The sequence below is a fragment of the Bradyrhizobium sp. WBAH42 genome (assembly GCF_024585265.1).
Classification (GTDB): domain Bacteria; phylum Pseudomonadota; class Alphaproteobacteria; order Rhizobiales; family Xanthobacteraceae; genus Bradyrhizobium.
Map to the genome: position 1 here is coordinate 1,400,313 of NZ_CP036533.1, position 20,001 is coordinate 1,420,313.

General features: G+C 65.2%; 19 protein-coding genes. 7 read left to right on the top strand and 12 right to left on the bottom strand.

Going from position 1 to position 20,001, the window contains the following annotated elements; all coding sequences use genetic code 11:
• Positions 1–499: 499 nt before the first annotated feature.
• The 4 genes from DCG74_RS06515 (at position 500) to DCG74_RS06530 (ending at position 5,815) form a co-directional block, all read left to right on the top strand.
• Positions 500–3,913 carry a helicase-related protein gene (locus tag DCG74_RS06515; protein WP_172786206.1) on the top strand — a complete coding sequence of 1,138 codons (3,414 nt, stop codon included), beginning with the start codon at positions 500–502 and terminating at the stop codon, positions 3,911–3,913.
• 22 nt (positions 3,914–3,935) lie between these two features.
• Positions 3,936–4,187 carry an RNA-binding S4 domain-containing protein gene (locus tag DCG74_RS06520; protein ID WP_172786236.1) on the top strand — a complete coding sequence of 84 codons (252 nt, stop codon included), beginning with the start codon at positions 3,936–3,938 and terminating at the stop codon, positions 4,185–4,187.
• A 132-nt stretch (positions 4,188–4,319) separates the two neighbouring features.
• On the top strand, positions 4,320–4,658 hold the full coding sequence (gene fdxA, locus DCG74_RS06525; RefSeq protein WP_018643465.1) for a ferredoxin FdxA: 339 nt from the start codon (positions 4,320–4,322) through the stop codon (positions 4,656–4,658).
• Positions 4,659–5,002: 344 nt separating this feature from the next.
• On the top strand, positions 5,003–5,815 hold the full coding sequence (locus DCG74_RS06530) for a CarD family transcriptional regulator (protein WP_172786205.1): 813 nt from the start codon (positions 5,003–5,005) through the stop codon (positions 5,813–5,815).
• An 86-nt stretch (positions 5,816–5,901) separates the two neighbouring features.
• Here DCG74_RS06530 and DCG74_RS06535 read toward each other — a convergent pair whose 3' ends face one another.
• From DCG74_RS06535 to DCG74_RS06545, 3 genes are read right to left on the bottom strand one after another with little or no spacing between them, the layout of a single operon-like run.
• The gene (locus DCG74_RS06535) at positions 5,902–6,984 is read right to left on the bottom strand and encodes an adenylate/guanylate cyclase domain-containing protein (protein ID WP_175422594.1); all 1,083 of its coding nucleotides are present in this window, start codon (positions 6,982–6,984) and stop codon (positions 5,902–5,904) included.
• Positions 6,972–7,286: a hypothetical protein gene (locus DCG74_RS06540; RefSeq protein ID WP_257187552.1), complete on the bottom strand. Its 315-nt coding sequence runs from the start codon at positions 7,284–7,286 to the stop codon at positions 6,972–6,974. Before DCG74_RS06540 ends, DCG74_RS06535 begins: the two co-directional genes overlap by 13 nt.
• Before the next feature lie 24 nt (positions 7,287–7,310).
• Positions 7,311–7,682, bottom strand: coding sequence for a helix-turn-helix domain-containing protein (locus tag DCG74_RS06545; RefSeq protein WP_172786203.1), 372 nt, complete (start codon positions 7,680–7,682; stop codon positions 7,311–7,313).
• Positions 7,683–7,790: 108 nt separating this feature from the next.
• On the opposite strand from DCG74_RS06545, the gene DCG74_RS06550 reads away from it, so the two are divergent.
• Positions 7,791–8,495: a glutathione S-transferase family protein gene (locus DCG74_RS06550; RefSeq protein ID WP_172786202.1), complete on the top strand. Its 705-nt coding sequence runs from the start codon at positions 7,791–7,793 to the stop codon at positions 8,493–8,495.
• Positions 8,496–8,676: 181 nt separating this feature from the next.
• Here DCG74_RS06550 and DCG74_RS06555 read toward each other — a convergent pair whose 3' ends face one another.
• Genes DCG74_RS06555 through cyoA form a run of 7 tightly spaced genes read right to left on the bottom strand, consistent with a single transcriptional unit; the run spans position 8,677 to position 15,599 of the window.
• Entirely contained in the window at positions 8,677–9,210 is a 534-nt protein-coding gene (locus DCG74_RS06555; protein WP_025033366.1) for a response regulator transcription factor, read from the bottom strand.
• Positions 9,200–10,603, bottom strand: a complete 1,404-nt coding sequence (locus DCG74_RS06560; RefSeq protein ID WP_172786201.1) for an ATP-binding protein — start codon at positions 10,601–10,603, stop codon at positions 9,200–9,202. The genes DCG74_RS06555 and DCG74_RS06560 overlap by 11 nt, the downstream gene beginning before the upstream one ends.
• Positions 10,575–11,426: an SURF1 family protein gene (locus DCG74_RS06565; RefSeq protein ID WP_172786200.1), complete on the bottom strand. Its 852-nt coding sequence runs from the start codon at positions 11,424–11,426 to the stop codon at positions 10,575–10,577. Before DCG74_RS06565 ends, DCG74_RS06560 begins: the two co-directional genes overlap by 29 nt.
• A complete protein-coding gene (gene cyoD / locus DCG74_RS06570) occupies positions 11,423–11,803 on the bottom strand; it encodes a cytochrome o ubiquinol oxidase subunit IV (RefSeq protein ID WP_172786199.1) in 381 nt (126 codons plus the stop codon). Before cyoD ends, DCG74_RS06565 begins: the two co-directional genes overlap by 4 nt.
• Entirely contained in the window at positions 11,800–12,429 is a 630-nt protein-coding gene (cyoC, locus tag DCG74_RS06575) for a cytochrome o ubiquinol oxidase subunit III (protein WP_172786198.1), read from the bottom strand. Before cyoC ends, cyoD begins: the two co-directional genes overlap by 4 nt.
• Positions 12,430–14,427, bottom strand: coding sequence for a cytochrome o ubiquinol oxidase subunit I (gene cyoB / locus DCG74_RS06580; protein ID WP_172786197.1), 1,998 nt, complete (start codon positions 14,425–14,427; stop codon positions 12,430–12,432).
• 11 nt (positions 14,428–14,438) lie between these two features.
• Positions 14,439–15,599, bottom strand: coding sequence for a ubiquinol oxidase subunit II (gene cyoA, locus DCG74_RS06585; protein ID WP_172786196.1), 1,161 nt, complete (start codon positions 15,597–15,599; stop codon positions 14,439–14,441).
• Positions 15,600–15,781: 182 nt separating this feature from the next.
• Here cyoA and DCG74_RS06590 point away from each other — a divergent pair, with 182 nt between their 5' ends.
• On the top strand, positions 15,782–17,110 hold the full coding sequence (locus DCG74_RS06590) for an MFS transporter (protein WP_172786195.1): 1,329 nt from the start codon (positions 15,782–15,784) through the stop codon (positions 17,108–17,110).
• A 294-nt stretch (positions 17,111–17,404) separates the two neighbouring features.
• Here DCG74_RS06590 and DCG74_RS06595 read toward each other — a convergent pair whose 3' ends face one another.
• A complete protein-coding gene (locus DCG74_RS06595) occupies positions 17,405–17,899 on the bottom strand; it encodes a VOC family protein (RefSeq protein WP_172786194.1) in 495 nt (164 codons plus the stop codon).
• 89 nt (positions 17,900–17,988) lie between these two features.
• Complete coding sequence (locus DCG74_RS06600; RefSeq protein WP_172786193.1) at positions 17,989–18,534, bottom strand: carboxymuconolactone decarboxylase family protein; 546 nt, start codon at positions 18,532–18,534, stop codon at positions 17,989–17,991.
• A 126-nt stretch (positions 18,535–18,660) separates the two neighbouring features.
• Between DCG74_RS06600 and DCG74_RS06605 the strand changes: the two genes are divergently transcribed.
• Positions 18,661–19,875, top strand: a complete 1,215-nt coding sequence (locus DCG74_RS06605) for an acyl-CoA dehydrogenase family protein (protein WP_172786192.1) — start codon at positions 18,661–18,663, stop codon at positions 19,873–19,875.
• Positions 19,876–20,001: the final 126 nt, after the last annotated feature.

Consider the following 20,001-nt stretch of genomic DNA (forward strand, 5'->3'; position numbering starts at 1 on the left):
GTGTTTTGATGGCCCTAATCGGGGAATCCATTTGACTCCTCCCCGATTCTGATTCGACTCAGCCTCATCCCCAGCTTTAACCACCCCGCTCGCTTGTGCGCCTCCGCAAAACTCCATCTAGTGCGCAACCAAGACGAGTCCCGCGACATGTTGCGTGAACGGAACGGGACTCAATAGGGAGTCAGCGATTCGGCCGCGATTCGTTCTAGAGTCGTTCCGAAGCTTAAAGCGAACGGGAAAAGCGTCGCAAAGTGAAACAGTTGCACGGGATTTGGGGAGGGCGCTCCCACACCCTCGGTGTGCCCCTCACCCTGAGGAGGCCGCGCAAGCGGCCGTCTCGAAGGGCGAGGGGCTTGGCTTGCCCAGCAGCACCAGCCGGGCCTTCATCCTTCGAGACGCGCTGACGCGCTCCTCAGGATGAGGAACGAAGAGCAAGCCCCCTCCCCGCCCCATACCGCACTGACATTCGCCCAAATCGCCATTACCTAATCCCCCAGACATGGCTTTTTCCTCCTCCCCCTTCGCCTCCGAGCGCGCACCCGGTGCTGGCGTCACTGCGGTGCTCGGGCCGACCAACACCGGCAAGACCCATCTCGCCATCGAGCGGATGCTGGCGCATCCCTCGGGGCTGATCGGCCTGCCGCTGCGCCTGCTCGCGCGCGAGGTCTACAACAAGATCGCCGATCGCGCCGGCGAGGCCAGCGTCGCGCTCGTCACCGGCGAGGAGAAGATCAAGCCGAAGAACCCGCGTTATTGGGTCTCGACCGTGGAGGCGATGCCGCGGGATCTCGACGTCTCCTTCCTCGCCGTCGACGAGGTCCAGATCGCCGCCGATCTCGAACGCGGCCACGTCTTCACCGATCGCATCCTCAACCGCCGCGGCCGCGACGAGACGCTGCTCTTGGGCGCCGCCACCATGCGCCCGATCATCGAGCGCCTGTTGCCGGGTGTCTCCATGATTACGCGGCCCAGATTGTCGCAGCTCGAGTTCGCCGGCGACCGCAAGATCACGCGCCAGCCGCGCCGCACCGCCATCGTCGCGTTCTCGGCGGATGAAGTCTATGCGATTGCCGAGCTGATCCGCCGCCAGCACGGCGGCGCCGCGGTGGTGCTGGGCTCGCTGTCGCCACGCACGCGAAACGCGCAAGTCGCGATGTTCCAGAACGGCGACGTCGATTATCTCGTCGCCACCGACGCCGTCGGCATGGGCCTCAATCTCGACGTCGACCACGTCGCCTTTGCCTCCGACCGCAAGTTCGACGGCTACCAGTTCCGCCGCCTGACGCCGTCCGAGTTCGCGCAGATCGCGGGCCGCGCCGGCCGCGCCACCCGCAACGGCACCTTCGGCACCACGGGCCGCTGTGCGCCGTTCGAGCCCGAGCTCGTCAATGCGCTGCAGAACCACACCTTCGATGCCGTGAAGGTGCTGCAATGGCGCAATTCGAAGCTGGATTTCTCCTCGCTCGGCGCACTGCAGGTCTCGCTGAACCTCGCCCCCGGCCACGAGACGCTGACGCGCGCGCCGATCGCCGAGGACATGCGCGTGCTCGATCACGCCGCCCGCGACGGCGAGGTGCGCGATATCGCGCATGGCAAGGCCGCCGTGGAGCGTCTCTGGGAAGCCTGCCAGGTCCCGGACTACAGAAAGCTGTCGCCGGCCGCCCATGCCGAGCTGGTGACGACGCTGTACGGCTTCCTGATGCGCAAGGGCTGTATTCCCGATGCCTGGTTCGAGTCCCAGGTCACCCAGGCCGATCGCATCGACGGCGATATCGACACGCTGTCGGCCCGAATCGCCCAGATCCGCACCTGGACCTTCGTCGCCAACCGCCCGGACTGGCTGAAAGACCCCGAACGCTGGCAGGGGATCACGCGGGAGGTCGAAAATAAATTATCGGATGCGCTCCATGAACGCTTGACTGAGCGTTTCGTTGATCGCCGGACCAGTGTATTGATGCGCCGCCTGCGGGAGAACACGAGCTTGAATACTGAAATCGGCAAGACCGGCGAAGTCATCGTCGAAGGCCATGTCATCGGCCGTCTCGATGGCTTCACCTTTGCACCGGATGCGGCGGAAGCCGGCTCCGATGCGAAAGCCTTGCAGGCTGCAGCGCAAGCGGTGCTCGCCGGCGAGATCAACGCGCGCGCCGAAAAGCTGGGCAATGCGCCGGACGAGCAGTTCGTGCTGACGTCCGAAGGCATCATCCGCTGGACCGGCGATGCCGTGGCGCGGCTCGCCGCCGCGGACGACGCGCTGCATCCGCGCATCCGCATCATCTCCGACGAGCGCCTGACCGGCGCCCCCCGCGACAAGGTGCAGGCGCGGCTCGAGCTCTGGCTCAAGACCCACATCGAAAAGCTGCTCGGGCCGATGTTCGAGCTGTCGAAGGCCGAGGACGTTACCGGCATTGCCCGCGGCATCGCCTATCAGCTGGTCGAGGCGCTCGGCGTGCTCGAGCGGCCGAAGATTGCCAGCGAGCTGAAGGATCTCGACCAGCCCTCGCGCGCGACCTTGCGCAAATACGGCGTCCGCTTCGGCGCCTATCACCTCTATTTCCCCGGCCTGCTCAAGCCCGCCGCGCGTGCGCTCGCCGCGCTGCTCTGGGCGCTGAAGCAGGACAATGTCGATCTGTCCGCGCTCTCGGGCGCGCAGCATCTGGCCTCCTCGGGGCGCACCTCGTTCCCGGTCGACAAGGCGCTGCCGCGCGATGCCTATCGCGTGCTCGGCTACAAGCAGGCCGGCGAGCGCGCCGTGCGCGTCGACATCCTGGAGCGCCTCGCCGACCTGATCCGCCCGGCGCTGGCCTGGCGCGAGAATTCGCCGGGCGAAAAGCCCGCCGGCGCGTTCGACGGCCGCAGCTTCGTGGTGACGCAGGCGATGACCTCGCTCACGGGATCTGCCGGCGAGGATTTCGCCTCCGTGCTGCGCGCGCTCGGCTATCGCATGGAGAAGCGCCCGCCGCTGCCGGTGAAGCCTGTCGTGACCGAGCAGGTCGTCACCGAGACCGTCGCGGCCGAGACGCCGCCCGTTGAAGGCAGTGCTGAGACCTCGACCGAGACTGCGGCTGAAGCCGTTGCCGGCCTGCCGATTGAAGCGCCGGCCGCTGAGGCCGCCGCCGAAGCCGTCACGGTCGAAGACGCGCCCGGCATGGAGCCGCACGACGAGCCCGCCCCTGAGGAGGCCCAAGAGGAGCCGGCGCTGGAAGCTTCAGAAGCGCCCGTCACGCCCGAAGACGCTCCCGGCATCGCGCCGCCTGCAGAAGAGGCTGCGACGTCCACCGAGGCTGCCGGGCTCGAAGCCGCTGCCGCCGAGACCGCCGCCACCGAAGCTGCCGCTTCGCCCGATGCTGCCGCGCCGGTCGAAGCCGCGGCGACACCCGCCGAGCCCGAGCTCGTCGAGGTCTGGCGTCCCGGCGGCCGTCACGAGGATCGCAAGCCGCGCCACGAGCGCCATCGCCACCAGCGCCACCACAACCAGCGTCCGCAGGCCGGCGCTGAGGCCGCCGGTGCGCCTGCTGAAGGCGAGGCTGCGCAGTCGGCCGACGGCGAGAAGCGCGGCGAACGCCAGCGTCATGGCGGCCATCGCCGCGATTTCCGCAAGCCACGTGAAGGCGGCGAGGGCGGTGAGCGCCGCGACGACCGCAATCGCAGCTTCCAGGGCAAGGGAGACCGCGACAAGGATCGCGATCGCAACCGCGACAACAAGAAGTTCGGCGGAGATCGGGACAAGGGCCGCGACAATCGTGGCCGCGACCGCGACAAGGGCCGTGACCGCCGAGATCGCGAGTCCGGTCCGTCGCTGCGTCCCTACGCCTCGAGCGCGAACCCGCGCGAGCGCGATCGTCCGATCGATCCGAACTCGCCCTTCGCCAAGCTCGCCGCGCTGAAAGAGCAGCTGGGGCGCAAGGAGTAACCCCACGACAGAGCGGCAGCGCATCGACAAATGGCTGTGGCACGCGCGGGTGGTGAAGGCGCGCACCTCCGCGGCCGAGCTCGTCGTCACCGGCCATGTCCGCGTCAACGGCGTGCGCGAGACGTCGCCGGGCCACGCGATCAAGGCCGGTGATGTCCTCACCATCGCGCTCGATCGCAGCGTGCGCGTGCTGAAGGTCACCGCCTTCAACGAGCGCCGTGGCGATGCCGCCTCGGCTCGCGTGCTCTACGAGGAGCTCGGGACGCGCAATTAATTGCGCCTGGTATTCATTTCTTGATCGGTCAAACACACAAAGCCGTCATGATCGGGCCTTCCCGACCTTGCGGCGCCGGGCCATCCGCGCTAGGCAAGCCGCGACTTTTAAAAGAGCTTTTCGGAGCGTTGGATGACTTACGTCGTCACTGAAAACTGCATCAAGTGCAAGTACACCGACTGCGTCGAGGTCTGCCCGGTCGACTGCTTCTACGAAGGCGACAACATGCTCGTCATCCATCCCGACGAGTGCATCGATTGCGGCGTGTGCGAGCCGGAATGCCCCGCCGACGCGATCAAGCCGGACACGGAACCGGGGCTGGAAAAGTGGCTCCAGGTCAACGCCGATTACGCCAAGAGCTGGCCGAACATCACCCAGAAGAAAGAATCACCCGCCGACGCCAAGGAATTCGACGGCATGGAGGGCAAGTTCGAGAAATATTTTTCTCCGAACCCGGGCTCCGGCGACTAATTCGCGCCCAAACTTAACCCTAATAGCGGCGCTGCCGCCGAAAACCAGCCCTCAAGACCCCTAAATCATTGATTTTTGCGGGAAATGTGCTATATTGGGCACATTAAGCCGAACCCCGTCAGCCCCGTTGGCCCCTCTGGGTTCCCGTGAAACCAAATGTCGAACAGGGGCGTGGCAGTTTCCGCGCGCAGGCTGTGTCACAGAAAACGCGTAAAAAGAGTACTTCAGCGAGGGCTTCCCATAAGGAGGCCAAAAAAGTCGCCGCGGCCAGCCGTAGCGCATCCAAGGGTCGGACCGCGACGAAGGCGCCGGCTGCAAAGTCCTCGAAGAACAAAAGAAGCGCAATGCCTAACAAGACTGCCAAACCGGCCGCGAAAGCGACCGCTGCCAAGCCTGCTGCCGCCAAGCCTGTGACTGCCAAGGCCCCCGCTGCCAAGCCCGCCGCGCCGAAGGCTCCCGTTGCTGCTGCGCCCGCCAAGGCTCCCGTCGCCGCCAAGCCGGCCGCCAAGCCCGCGGCTGCGCCGAAGGTCGAGGAAAAGAAGGTCGTGACCCAGCGTCAGGGCTTCAAGGCCAATGAATTCGTGGTCTATCCCGCTCACGGCGTCGGCCAGATCCTGGCCATCGAGGAGCAGGAGATCGCCGGTGCGAAGCTCGAGCTGTTCGTCATCAACTTCATCAAGGACAAGATGACGCTGCGCGTGCCGACCGCCAAGGTCGCCAATGTCGGCATGCGCAAGCTGTCCGATCCGGCGCTGGTCAAGAAGGCGCTGGAGACGCTCAAGGGCCGTGCCCGCGTCAAGCGCACCATGTGGTCGCGCCGCGCCCAGGAATACGAAGCGAAGATCAACTCGGGCGACATCGTCGCGATCGCGGAAGTCGTGCGCGACCTCTATCGCTCGGAATCGCAGCCCGAGCAGTCCTACTCGGAACGCCAGCTCTATGAAGCGGCGCTCGACCGCCTCTCCCGCGAGATCGCGGTGGTGCAGCACTCGACCGAGACCGAAGCGGTCAAGGAGATCGAGGCCCAGCTCGCCAAGAGCCCGCGGCGCACCAACGCCAAGGCGGAAGCCGCCGACGGCGAAGCCGACACGGATGCCGAGGGCGATACCGACGATACCGATGGCGACGACAGCACCGTCGCCGACGAGGCCGCGTAAGCAGCTTCGTTTTGCGCAAGCCATCAAAAGCCCGGCCGAATGGCCGGGCTTTTTGTTTGGCTTCCTGCCGCAGCGGGGAGTTCGCTCTACGCGCCGCGCGGCTGGGTCCAGATCGAGATCGGCTGCTGAATACCGCGCACCGCCTGCGGCTCTCGCGCCTCCAATGACTGAAACGTTGCGGCCGCGCCGCCAAGCTCGGCCTTCGCCTGGCTGACGAGATCGTCGCTTGCCACCAGCGCGCAATCGAGGGTGCGGGTCAGGGCTTCGAGACGGCTGGCCACGTTGACGGTCGCGCCGATCACGGCGAATTCCAGACAGGTCTGCCCGAGGTCGCCGAGCACCACCGGCCCATAATGCAAGCCGAAGCTCACGCGCAGCTTTGGCTCGCCTGACGCTGCGCGCCGATCGTTCCATCGGTCCGCCGCGGCGATCATCGCCTGGGCACATCGCAGCGCGTTGCTGGCGTCGCGCTCGCCCGCGAAGGGCGTGCCGAACGTCGCCATCAATCCGTCCCCGAGATATTTGTCGAGCGTGCCGCTGTGGCGGAAAACCTCCTGCTCCATCAATCCGTGGAATTCGCGCAACGTTCGCACCACCTCCTGCGGCGAGCGCGCGTCGGCAAAGGCGGTGAAGCCGACGATGTCGACGAACAGCACCGCGACGTGTTGCGTGCGCACCTGCTTCAGCGGCTCGTCCTGCTGCGACAATTCCGCCACGACATTGGGCGAGAAGTAGCGTGCGAGGTTGCCGCGCTCGCGCTCCACCGCGGCATGGCGGATCAAGAGGTCGTTGCTGCGGCGGACCGCGAGCGCCAACGTCATGGCCACGATCATGAATACGACGATCTCCTGGATGCGAATGTGGAATCCGATCTCGCTGGGCGAGATCATCGCCAACAAGCGCTGATCGCTGCCTGCCGCGGCGGCGATGCGGGCCGTCAGCGCAGGATCGCGATCGGGTTGCCACCACACCCAGGCCATGCCGATGATCCAGAGCGTAGCCGTCCAGCCGCCGACCGCAATGACGGTCCGCCAGGTATAGGCCAGCGTGGCGCCTGCGAGCAGCACGAAGAAATAGATGAAGTTGCCGAAATGGTACTGCATCGCGACCGGCCAATGCGGAGCTCCGAACGGATTGGGAATCACGATGACGCACGTCAGCAGCGCCAAGTCGCAAAACAGGAGTGCCAATTCCGGCCGTGACACGCCACCCTGACCTGGGCCCAGCCGATCAGCGCGAACAAGCCGAGCAGCGCCACGTAATAGAGCTGCTCCCAGGCCGGGTTGATCATCAGCAGCAGGCAGGCAATGACGACGAGGGCGACATAGCGCGCCCGTACCGCGAGTTGCAGGCCTTCCCGCTTGGCGGACGTCAGCGCGGCCTGCGCGAACTGAACTGTTTCGGCGTCGCGCTTGCTCGGCGCCGACGAAAGCGCAGCCGGCAGGTTGAATCGCTCGACGAGCATTGTCACGGCAGTCTCCTCACTTGGGTCTTTTCAAGTCCGCTGCGTCCTTGCCGAGACGCCGATCTCGCCGGGACGGCCTTCTCCGTCAGCCGCGGCCGCAACCGACGTCCACCAGTTGCCCAAGGCATCGATCAATGGCACGAGCGCATGACCGGCGGACGTCAGATCGTACTCGACGCGCAGCGGATATCCGCCGAATTCAGTGCGGCTTACGATGCCGGCGTCCTCCAGCTTGCGGAGCTCGAGTGCGAGCATTCGGTGTGAAATGGTCGGATTGTCGCGGCGCAAGTCGCTGAAGCGCTTGGTGCCCTGCTTCAAATAATAGATGAGCAGCGTCGGCCAGCGACCGCTCAGGACCTGCATCACTTCCTCGATGGGGCATCTCGACACGAGATCCTTCATCGGCGCCTCCAGGTTACAAAAAAGTTCGTAATTTACTCGACGCGGCGAGCGACTAGGGTCGCATCACCGCTGCGCAGCGTGATCATCAGAAATCACGGAGAATGGATCATGGACCCAATTCTACTCTACGGCTTCCCGAAGGGAAGCTCCATGGGGCTCGTCGCGGCGCTCGAATGGCTGGGCAAGCCATATCGGATGTGCCGGGTCGACATGATGGGCGAGATGCGAAGCCCGTCATACGCCCGCATCAATCCGCGACATGAGACGCCGGTGTTCGTCACCGAGCAGGGCGAGGTGCTGACGGAAACGATGGCGATCGCGGCCTGGTTAGAGGCCAGGGATGTCGAACGGCGCATCAGCTTCGATCCCTCGTCGCGGCAAGCCGATCGCATGCATCAGCTCATGGCGTTCGTGAATACCGGTTTCACCGCCGCCTTCGCGCCGCTGTGGGCCGCATTGGAAGCCGAAGCCATGCAGCCCGCGACGAAGTCCGCCCTGCGCGCCTTTGGCACAGCAAGGGTCATCGAGCGCCATGACAAACTCGAAGCGATGATCGAATCGCGGCAATTTCTGATCGGGGAGCGGCCGACGCTGGCCGACGCCGTGCTTGTCGGCGTCGCGCGCTGGCTCGACTTCCACGCGGTTGCGGAGAGGAGCCGCTGGCCGAAGCTGGCGGCACTGCGGGCTCGCCTCGAAGCCGATCCCGCGGTCCTCTACGCCACCGCTCTGGAGGACGGCGGCTCTGATCCGGGAACGGGATCGTGCAAAGGCCACGTCGCGCTTGACGAATTGATCGCGCGGTTCGGCAAATAAGGGCCGGAGCGCACGCCTCGTCCTTCGTGACGCCACTGACGCGCCGCCTCAGGATGGGGCTAATCAGTTTCAGTGCTCGTTGAAACTGCAGCCACGCACTCCGTCCTCATCCTGAGGAGCCGCCTAAAGCGGGCGTCTCGAAGGATGGCCGCAGGGAATGCTCTCAAATCCGATAGCCCGCCTACTTCACCGGCCGCTTCTCGAGCTTCCTCGCCAGCGTCCGCCGGTGCATGCCCAGCCGGCGGGCCGCCTCCGAGATGTTGAACTCGGTCTCGATCAAGGTCTGGTGGATGCGTTCCCATTCCAGCGTCTTGATCGAGGTCGGCCGCGTATCGAGCGCGACCTCGGCGTTGCCTTCGGCCTTGTGGAAGGCGGCCTCGATGTCGTCGGTGTTCGACGGCTTTGCCAGATAGTGGCAGGCCCCCAGCTTGATCGCCTCGACGGCGGTGGAGATGCTGGCAAAGCCGGTCAGCACCACGATCAGCATGTCGGGATCGTGCGTGTGCAACAGCTCAACGCAGGCAAGTCCCGAGGCGCCGCCGAGCTTGAGGTCGACGACGGCATGACCGAAGGAGCGTTCCTCCAGCACCTGGCGCACCTCCTCGATCGAGGCGGCGAGCACGACCTCGTAGCCGCGGCGCTCGAACGAGCGCTTCAGCGTGCGCGCAAAGCCCGCATCGTCCTCGACGACGATGAGCGAACGGTCAGGCGTCAAAATTCCCTCCGATCGCCAATGTTGCAAGCGGCAGCGTCAGGCGCACGGTGGCGCCGCGCTTCCTGTGGTTCTCGGCGGTCACGGTGCCCCCCAATTTGCGCACGACGTTCACCACCAGGAACAGGCCGAGCCCGCCGCCGGCGCGGCCCTTGCTCGACTGGTAGGGCTTGCCCAGCTGCGCCAGCATCTCCGGCGCAAAGCCCGGGCCGCGGTCGGAGATCGACAGCACGAGATTGTCGCCCTCGCGCTCGGCGACGAGCTCGACCCACTCGCGCGAGACCTCATAGGCGTTGTCGAGCACGTTGAAGATCACCTGCTTCAGTGCGACGTCGGAGACGATCGCGACGTCCTCGCCGAAGGTGTTGACGAAGTAGAGCGTGCGGGCGGAGCGCGCATTGCGCCATTCGTCGACCAGCGCGGTGACGAAGGCCGTCACCGTCGTCGGCGAGGAGCCCTCACCGCGCGCCTCACCCGCCGACACCAGGATGCCCGTCACGATCGACTTGCAGCGCTGCAGCGACGTCTCCATTTCGGCGAGGTCCTCGGCAAGCTCCTGATCGGCGGCAAGATCCGGCATGCGGCGCCAATCGCTGAGGATCACCGAGAGCGAGGCGAGCGGCGTGCCGAGCTCATGGGCCGCGCCGGAGGCGAGCAGGCCCATGCGCACGATATGGTCCTGCTCGGCGGCACGCTGGCGCAGCGCCGCCAGATGGGCGTCGCGCTCGCGCAAATTTCGGTTGATGCGGGTGACGAACACGACGAGCAGGACGGCGTTGAGCACGAAGCCCAGGAGCATGCCGAGCACCGTGAGCGTATAAGTCTCGCTCAACGGATTGGGTGGCAGATCGAGCGGCCGGTAGGCCAGGGTCAGCCAGACGAAGCTCGCGCAGGTCAGGGCCACCAGCGACCAGGTCGAGCGGGCATCGAGCAGCACCGCGCCGAGTGTCACCTGGAGCAGGAACAGCGAGGTGAAGGGATTGGTGGCGCCGCCGGAGAGATAAAGCTGCGCGGTCAGCGCGGCGACGTCCAGCATCAGGGCGACCAACAGCTCGTTGTTGGTGATCGCGGCGCGATGGCGCACCCAGACCAGGCTGGAGACGTTGAGTAGCACCAGCGCGCCGATCACCGCGCCCATCCGCTCCAGCGGCAGGGGGATGCCCAAGCCGAAATGCACGGCACCGATGGTCACGATCTGGCCGACCACCGCGGTCCAGCGCAGCTGGATCAGCAGCGCCATGTTCTTGCGGTTGGTCTCGTCGTCGGTCGGCGTGGTGCCGATCAGTTCGCTGCGCGCGTCGGCCTTCGATTGCAGCGTGACGGCTTGCCCGTCACGCCCAAGCGTCTGGGAAAGCGTTTTCCCGTCGTCAGGTCGGCTCGACGATCGTTCCAGCATCTGATCCCGTCCTGCGGGCGACGGCATCCGAGCCGCCGGCCTTGTCGTGGACGAAGCGCCTGCGGCGGAACAGCCCGCCGCCGAATGTGACGAAAAGTCTGCCGGTCAGCATGAAAGCCAGGGCAAACCACGTCAGCGCGTAGATCAGGTGGTTATTGGGAAAGCGGATCACGGTCAATCCGCCGATTGGGCCGCCGGCAATTTGTGATCCGGCGTCGGCATCCACGAAGAAGGGCGCGACCTCGCGAAGGCCGCGTGCCGCCGCGATGGCGGCGACGTCCCGCGAGTACCAGCGGTTGTGCTGGGGCACGTTATTCCGGAGAAAGCCGCCCTTCGGCTCGGTGACGCGCAGGAGGCCGGTGATCTCCACCCGACCTTCGGGATTGCCGTCCCGGCGCGTCGATGCGTCGCGCCGCTCGGACGGCACGAAGCCGCGGTTGATCAGCACCAGCGTGCCGTCGTCGCGCTGAAGCGGCGTCAGCACCCAATAGCCGGGGCCTTCCTCGGTGACGGCCTGAACCAGTGTCTCGCCTTCATGCAGAAAGCGCCCGCTGAGGCTGACGTGCCTGTATTCGTCGCTTGCGGCACTGACGGCGGGCCACGCCGCGGGCGAGGGGATCGGCTGCGCCGGCGCGTGGACGCGCTGCTCGACCCGGTCGATCAGCGCCAGCTTCCACGCGCGGCGCTCGACCTGCCAGACGCCCAGCGCGATCAGAATCACAAAAGCAACGAGCGAGAGGACCGTGAGCCACAAGGACGGGGATCGCGCAGCCTCGCTGCGCGCATCTACATCCTTGCCCGTCACGGTCCCGATATCGTTCACTTCATGCCGCTCATCTGGTGGATGGGCATCATGTTGCTGTTGAGGTGGCTCATCACCCACAGCGAACCCGACAGTGCGATCACCACCATCACGATAGTGAAGATCAGCGCCATCATGGTCCAGCCGTTCTCGGATGTCGTGTTCATGTGCAGGAAGTAGACCATGTGCACGACGATCTGCACGACCGCGAAGGCCATGATCACCAGCGCGGTGATCTGCTTGCTCGGCAGTACGCCGCTCATCACCAGCCAGAACGGGATCGCGGTGAGCACGACCGAGAGCACGAAGCCGAGCATGTAGCCCGAGAACGTGCTGTGGGCGTGGCCGCCCTCGTGGTGATGGTCGTGCGCGCCGGCTGCGTGGGTATCGGTGTTCATCGCAGAACTCCCAGGAGATAGACGAAGGTGAAGACGCCGATCCAGACCACGTCGAGGAAGTGCCAGAACATCGACAGGCACATCAGGCGGCGGCGGTTGGCCTCGATCAGGCCGAACTTTCCGACCTGCACCATCAGCGTCACCAGCCAGATCAGGCCGCAGGTGACGTGCAGGCCGTGGGTGCCGACCAGGGTGAAGAAGGCGGAGAGGAAGGCGCTGCGCTGCGGCGTGGCTCCCTCGTGGATCATGTGGGCGAACTCGAAGAGCTCGATGCCGATGAACGCGGCCCCGAACAGACCGGTGATCGCGAGCCAAACTTGCGTCTGCGCGACCTTGTTCTGCTGCATGGTCAGCATCGCAAAGCCGTAGGTGATCGACGACAGCAACAGCATCGAGGTGTTCACCGCGACCAGGTTCAGGTCGAATAGGTCCTTCGGCGCGGGCCCGGCGGCGTAATTGCCGCCGAGCACGCCGAAGGTGGCGAACAGGATCGCGAAGATGAGACAGTCGCTCATCAGGTAGATCCAGAAGCCGAGCGACGTGCTCCAGCCTTCCGGATGCGGATGCTCGTCGGCGAGGTAGAAGACCGGCTCGCCGGTCTGCGAGGGATTGACGGCAACGGTCATTTACTTGGCTCCGGCGAGCAGTTTGGTGCGCGCGTCCTCGGTCCGGATGACGTCTTCAGCCGGAATGTCGAAGTCGCGGTGATAGTTGAAGGTGTGGCCGATCCCGACGGCGAGCATCGCGATGAAGCTCACGGCCGCCAGCCACCAGATGTACCAGATCAGGCCGAAACCCATCGCGGTGGTGAGGCCGGCGAGGATGACGCCGGTGCCGGTGCTGCTGGGCATATGGATCGGCCTGAACCCGGTGAGCGGACGCTGATAGCCGCGCCGCTTCATGTCCCACCACGCGTCATTGTCGTGAACGACGGGGGTGAACGCGAAGTTGTAGTCCGGCGGCGGCGAGGAGGTCGCCCATTCCAGCGTGCGGGCATCCCAGGGATCGCCGGTGACGTCCTTGAGCTGCTCGCGCTTGAGCAGGCTGACCGCAAACTGCATCAGCATCGAGAGAATGCCGATGAAGACGAACACGGCACCGATCGCGGCGATGACGAACCAGATCTGCAAGGACGGATCGTCGAACACGCGCAGGCGACGGGTCACGCCCATCAGGCCGAGCACGTAGAGCGGCATGAAGGCCAGGTAGAAGCCGGTGACCCAGAACCAGAACGACATCTTGCCCCAGAACGGATCGAGCTTGAAGCCGAACGCCTTCGGGAACCAGTAATTGATGCCGGCGAACGCGCCGAACACCACGCCGCCGATGATCACGTTGTGGAAGTGGGCGATCAGGAACAGGCTGTTGTGCAGCACGAAGTCGGCCGGCGGCACCGCGAGCAAAACGCCGGTCATGCCGCCGATCACGAAGGTCAGCATGAAGGCGATGGTCCACATCATCGGCAGTTCGTAGCGGATGCGGCCGCGATACATCGTGAACAGCCAGTTGAACATCTTCGCGCCCGTCGGGATCGAAATGATCATCGTGGTGATGCCGAAGAACGAGTTGACGCTGGCGCCCGAGCCCATCGTGAAGAAGTGGTGCAGCCAAACCAGGTACGACAGGATGGTGATGACGACGGTGGCATAGACCATCGAGGTGTAGCCGAACAGCCGCTTGCCCGAGAAGGTCGAGGTGACCTCGGAGAAGATGCCGAACGCCGGGAGAACCAGGATGTAGACCTCGGGGTGGCCCCAGATCCAGATCAGGTTCACGTACATCATCGGGCTGCCGCCGAAATCGTTGGTGAAGAAGTTGGTGCCGACATAGCGGTCGAGCGACAGCAGCGCGAGCACCACGGTCAGGACCGGGAAGGAGGCGACGATCAGCACGTTGGTGCAGAGCGAGGTCCAGGTGAACACCGGCATCTTCATCATGGTCATGCCGGGGCAGCGCAGCTTGACGATGGTGCAGATCAGGTTGATGCCTGATAGCGTCGTGCCGACGCCGGCGACCTGCAGCGCCCAGATGTAATAGTCGACACCGACGTCGGGACTGTAGCCGATGTTCGACAGCGGCGGATAAGCCAGCCAGCCGGTGCGGGCGAATTCGCCGATGAACAGCGAGGCCATCACCAGCACCGCGCCGCCGACCGTCATCCAGAAGCTGAAATTGTTCAGGAACGGGAACGAGACGTCGCGCGCGCCGATCTGCAGCGGCACGACGTAGTTCATCAAGCCCGTGACCAGCGGCATCGCCACGAAGAAGATCATGATCACGCCGTGGGCGGTGAAGACCTGGTCGTAGTGATGGGCGTTGAGATAGCCTTCGGAGCCGCCAAAGGCGAGCATCTGCTGGCCGCGCATCATCAGCGCGTCGGCAAAGCCGCGCAGCAGCATCACGATGCCGAGGATCATGTACATGATGCCGATGCGCTTGTGGTCCACCGTGGTGAACCATTCGCGCCAGAGATAGCCCCAGAGGCGGAAATAAGTGAGGCCGCCGAGCAGTGCCGCGCCGCCGAGCGCGACCACCACGAAGGTGCCGACGACGATCGGCTCGTGCAGCGGCAGCGATTCGAGGCCGAGCCGGCCGAAGATGAGCTTGAGAAGATCAGGAGACATGCGCGTTCTCTTTAGGAATCAGACTTCGGACGCTGTCCGAGGAAGAAGGACGAGGACTTCAGCGGCGTGAAGGTCGGCCGCTTCAGGCCGGCGCCGAGCAACGGCGCGGTGTCCACGGGCGCCGTGATCGACGCGGTGGTCTTGCCCTGCGGCGCATCCGGCGTGCAGGTGCCGGCGACGAAGCTCGGCTCGGGCCCGAGCGGGGCGCCGCGGCGGGCATACTTGTCGTAGGTGAGCGGCAGCGTGTTGTTCAGGCCCTGATGGCCGTTGCCGCCCTTGGCGTCGATGGCCATCATCTCGCTCTGGCACATCTTGCCGGTCTCGACGCACATGTTGAGGATCAGGCGGTAGAGATCGGCATCGACGGTGCCCCAGCGCCGCACCGGCTCGTTCTGGCTGGGCTTCTCCAGCTGGAGATATTCGGCGCGGCCGAGCGATCCGCCGGCGGACTTGGCGCTCGCGATCCAGGCGTCAAAACCCTTGTCGTCGAGTCCCCTAAAGTTGAAGTGCATGCCGGAGAAGCCGGCGCCGCTATAGTTCGCCGAAAAGCCCCTGTAGGTGCCGGCGTGGTTGACGACGGCGTGGAGCTTGGTCTCCATGCCCGGCATCGCGTAGATCTGGCCGGCGAGCGCGGGAATGTAGAACGAGTTCATCACCGAGGACGCGGTGATGCGGAAGGTGATCGGGCGGTCGACCGGAGCTGCGAGTTCATTGACCGTGGCGATGCCGTAGTCCGGATAGATGAAGAGCCACTTCCAGTCGAGCGCGACCACGTCGACCTCGAGCGGGGCCTTGGACTGGTCCACGGCGCGCTCGGCATGAATGCGGCCGAGCGTGCGATAGGGGTCGAGCAGATGCGTGCCCATCCAGGTCAGCGCGCCGAGGCAAACGATGATCAAGAGCGGCGCCGACCAGATCACCAGCTCGAGCTTGGTCGAGTGATCCCAGTCCGGCTCGTAGCGGGCCTCGGTGTTGGACTGGCGGTAGCGCCAGGCGAACAGCACCGTCAACGCCATCACGGGCACGACGATCAGGAGCATCAGGACGGTGGAGATGATGACGAGGTCGCGCTGCTGCGCGGCGATATCGCCGGCTGGCGCCAGCACGACGTAGTCGCAGCCGCTGAGCGCGGCAGCCAGAGGTAGTAGCGCCAGGATCTTGAGACGAGACACGGGCCGAGCCTTATGAGAATGAGTTTCCTTTGCGGGGCCAACGGGTAGCTGCGGCGCAACAATCCGGACATTGGACAATTTGTCCAATGTTGCAGTGCGGGAGGTTGGGTCAGACAGGGGCAGATTGCCTGGCGTCCCGCCGGGCGGTCGGCTTTGGTTTTCAGGACGTTAAGGGCGCACGAATGGCGACGGCACAGACCCCCGCAATGGCAGACCTCCACACGGGCGAGCACGGCCACGACCAGGCCAGTCCCGGCGAGATCGCCATCGGCGTCATCATCGGCCGTACCTCGGAATTCTTCGACTTCTTCGTCTTCGCGATCGCCTCGGTGATCGTGTTTCCGCGCCTGGTGTTCCCGTTCGCGAGCGAGCTGACCGGCACGCTTTATTCATTCATGGTGTTCGCGCTGGCCTTCATGGCCCGTCCGATCGGCACCGTCATTTTCATGACCATCGACCGGGAATACGGCAAGACGGCCAAGCTGGTGTCGGCGCTGTTCCTGCTCGGCACCGCTACCGTCGCGCTCGCATTCCTGCCCGGCTATCACGAGATCGGCGTCGCCGCGATCTGGCTGCTGGCGCTGGCGCGCATCGCGCAGGGTCTGGCCTGGGGCGGCGCCTGGGACGGCATGGCTTCGCTGCTGGCGCTGAATGCGCCGGCCTCCCAGCGCGGCTGGTACGCGATGGTGCCGCAGCTCGGGGCGCCGCTCGGGCTGATCGTGGCGAGCGCGCTGTTCGCCTATTTTGCCGGTCTGCTCTCGGCCGATGATTTCTTCGACTGGGGCTGGCGCTATCCGTTCTTCGTTGCCTTTGCCATCAACGTCGTGGCGCTGTTCGCGCGCCTGCGCATGGTGACGACGGAAGAATACGCCTCGCTGTTCGAGAGCCGCGAATTGCAGCCCGCGCGCATCTCCGAGACGGTTGCGCGCGAAGGCCAGAACATCATGCTGGGGGCCTTCGCGCCGCTGGCGAGCTTTGCGCTGTTCCATATGGTCACGGTGTTTCCGCTGTCCTGGGTGTTCCTGTTCACCCGCGAAAGCCCGGTGCGCTTTTTGATCATCGAGATCGTCGCCGCCGTGTTCGGCGTCGCCGCCATCGTGGCCTCCGGGATCATCGCCGACCGCGTCGGCCGCAAGTCGCTCTTGATGGGATCGGCGATCGCGATCGCGGTCTACAGCGGCTTCGCGCCGCAGCTGCTCGATGCCGGCGCGTTCGGCGAGACCATCTACATGGTGATCGGCTTCATCCTGCTCGGGCTGTCGTTCGGCCAGTCGTCGGGTGCGATCGCCTCGAACTTCAGGCAGATGTACCGCTACACGGCGTCAGCGCTGACCTCCGACATGGCCTGGCTGTTCGGCGCCGGCTTCGCCCCGCTGGTCGCGCTGCTGCTCGCCACCAATCTCGGCGTCATCGCCTCGGGTGCGTATCTGTTGTCGGGCGCGTTCTGGACCCTGCTCGCGCTCTGGCTCAGCGGCCAGCGCGAGGCGGGCGACATGGACGCCGGACGCTGATCGCTCGGCGCATGCAGGGTGGGCAACGGCGCACGTCGCGCCGTGCCCATCAGCGCGACGAAATGAGGCTTGATCGCGCAATGGCGGAGGTGCGCTCCCTCTCCCGCTTGCGGGAGAGGGTTGGGGAGAGGGTGCTTCCGCAATGGGACAATCTCCAAGAGGAGAAAGCCCTCACCCGGCGCGCGGGACGATGCTTCGCATCGCCCGGACGCGCCGACCTCTCCCGCAAGCGGGAGAGGTTGCACCGAGCCCGTGGCAATCGATTCAACCTAAAGCCATTCCGCTCTAGGCATTTCACCCCTGCCGCTGCCTCAGCAGCGCTTCGACATCCAGCCGCTTGGTGACCATCGCGAGCTTCCCGTCAGGCCCGAACGGCCATTGCTCCCGCGGCTTGTCCCAATACAGCTCCACGCCGTTCTGGTCGGGGTCGCGCAGGTAAAGCGCCTCGCTGACGCCGTGGTCGCTGGCGCCATCGAGCGCAATGCCGGCCGTGAGCACCCGATGCAGCGCATCCGCCAGCGCAGGCCGCGTCGGAAACAGGATCGCGGTGTGATAGAGCCCGGTCGTGCCTGGCGGTGGCGGCGAGCCGCCCTTGCTCTCCCAGGTGTTGAGCCCGATGTGGTGATGATAGCCGCCGGCCGAGATGAAGGCTGCGCCCGAGCCCATCCGCTGCATCAACTCGAAGCCGAGCACGCCGCAATAGAAGCCGAGCGCACGATCGAGGTCGGCGACCTTGAGGTGGACATGGCCGATCCTGGTGCCGGCAGGAATGGTCGGGCTTTGCGACATGTGAATGCTCCATCGAAAACATGCACGTAAGCCCGGCCCCGAGCCGGTGCTACGGCCAAACGCGAAACCCACCGTTTCCGAATGGGAAACTATGCCAGCTCCGATACTTCACCCTCGGGCAGGCCGAACTCGAACGTGTTCAGCGTCATCGACACCAGCGTGTAATAGCCGCACAGCCCGATCACCTCGACCACGCCGCGTTCGCCGAGCAGCTTCACCGCCTCGTCGTAGAGGCCCTTCTCGACGCCGTGGCCCTCATGCAGCGACTTCGCGAGATCGTAGATCATCTTCCCCTCGGGATCGTCGAAGTCGGGCGTGCGGCGGTCGCGGATCGCCGCGATGATCTCAGGCTTCATGCCGCCGGCAAGCGCCAGGCGCTTGTGCGCATACCATTCGTAATGCGCGGCCCAGTGCCGCGCCGTCACCAGGATCGCGATCTCCGAGAGCTTCGCCGGGAAGATCGTGTCGAAGCGCAGCACCTCGCCGAGCCGCGTGGCATGTCGCGCCATCTCGGGGCTGTTCAGCCAGGCCATCATCGGCGCCGGCGGCTTGCCGCGCTTGCCGGCGATCGACTCGTCATAGGTCTGCCGCTGGCTCTCGTTCATTTCGCCAGGCGAAAGAAGCTTTAGGCGCATTGTGGTTTCCTCTTTGTTTTCAAGGCTCGCCGCAGCGGCGACTATAACCGATAAGTGGTTGAATTCCGCGGGGGCTTGGCCCAGACTCGGCGACAACAATTCGAATTTTGGGTGATGGAAACGATCATGAGCGATCTCAAAGCCAGCGATACTGAAGCCGCCGATCTCGACACATTCCGCAACGAGACACGCGCCTGGCTGGAAGCCAATTGCCCGCCGGAGATGCGCAAGCCCGCAACCTCGGACGCCGACGTGTTCTGGGGCGGGCGCAACGCCAAATTCTCGTCCGAGCCGCAGCGCATCTGGTTCGAACGCATGCGCGACAAGGGCTGGACCGTACCGGATTGGCCGAGGGAATATGGCGGCGGGGGCTTAAGCGCTGCCGAGCACAAGGTGCTGCGTGCCGAGATGGCGCGGATCGGCGCGCGGCCGCCGCTGTCGAGCTTCGGCATCTGGATGCTCGGGCCGGCGCTGCTCAAATACGGCAACGACGCCCAGAAGAAGGAGCATCTGCCGAAGATCGCGGCCGGCGAGATCCGCTGGTGCCAGGGCTATTCCGAGCCGAACGCCGGCTCCGATCTCGCCTCGCTCCAGACCCGCGCCGAGAGCGACGGCGACGACTTCATCATCACGGGTTCGAAGATCTGGACGTCCTACGCCAATTACGCCGACTGGATCTTCTGCCTGGTCCGCACCGACCCGACCGCGAAGAAGCATGACGGCATCAGCTTCATCCTGTTCGACATGACCTCGAAGGGCGTCTCGACCAAGCCGATCCTCTTGATCTCCGGCTATTCGCCGTTCTGCGAGACCTTCTTCGACAATGTCCGGGTGCCGAAGTCGCATGTGGTCGGCACCATCAACCGCGGCTGGGACGTTGCGAAATATCTACTCCAGCACGAGCGCGCGATGATCTCAGGGATGGGCGAGCGCGGCGTCGGCCGGCCGCTCGGCCAGATCGCAGCCGACTCGGTCGGCACCGATGGGCAAGGCAGGCTGGACGATGCGATGCTACGCGGCCAGATCGCCAGCTTCGACGTCGATGAGGCCGCGCTGGCTGCCTGCGCCGAGCGCGCGGTCGATCTCGCCAAGGCGGGGCAGGCGCATCCGGCGTTCTCCTCGGCGATGAAGTATTACGGCACCGAGCTGAATAAGCGCCGCCACGAGATCCTGATGTCGGCCGGCGGCGTCGATGCGCTGGAATGGGAAAGCGAGCGCTCCAGGCAGGGCGCCCGCCCGCGCGCCTGGCTGCGCACCAAGGCCAACTCGATCGAGGGCGGCACGAGCGAGGTCATGCTCGGCATCGTCGCCAAGCGCATCCTGGACCTGCCGGGGGCGTAAGGCTTTCCGTCATTCCGGGGCGCGACGAAGTCGCGAGCCCGGAATCCATCTATCCACCAACTCTGCCGCTCGATGGATTCCGGGCCTGGCCCTTCGGGCCATCCCGGAATGACGAACTACCAAATA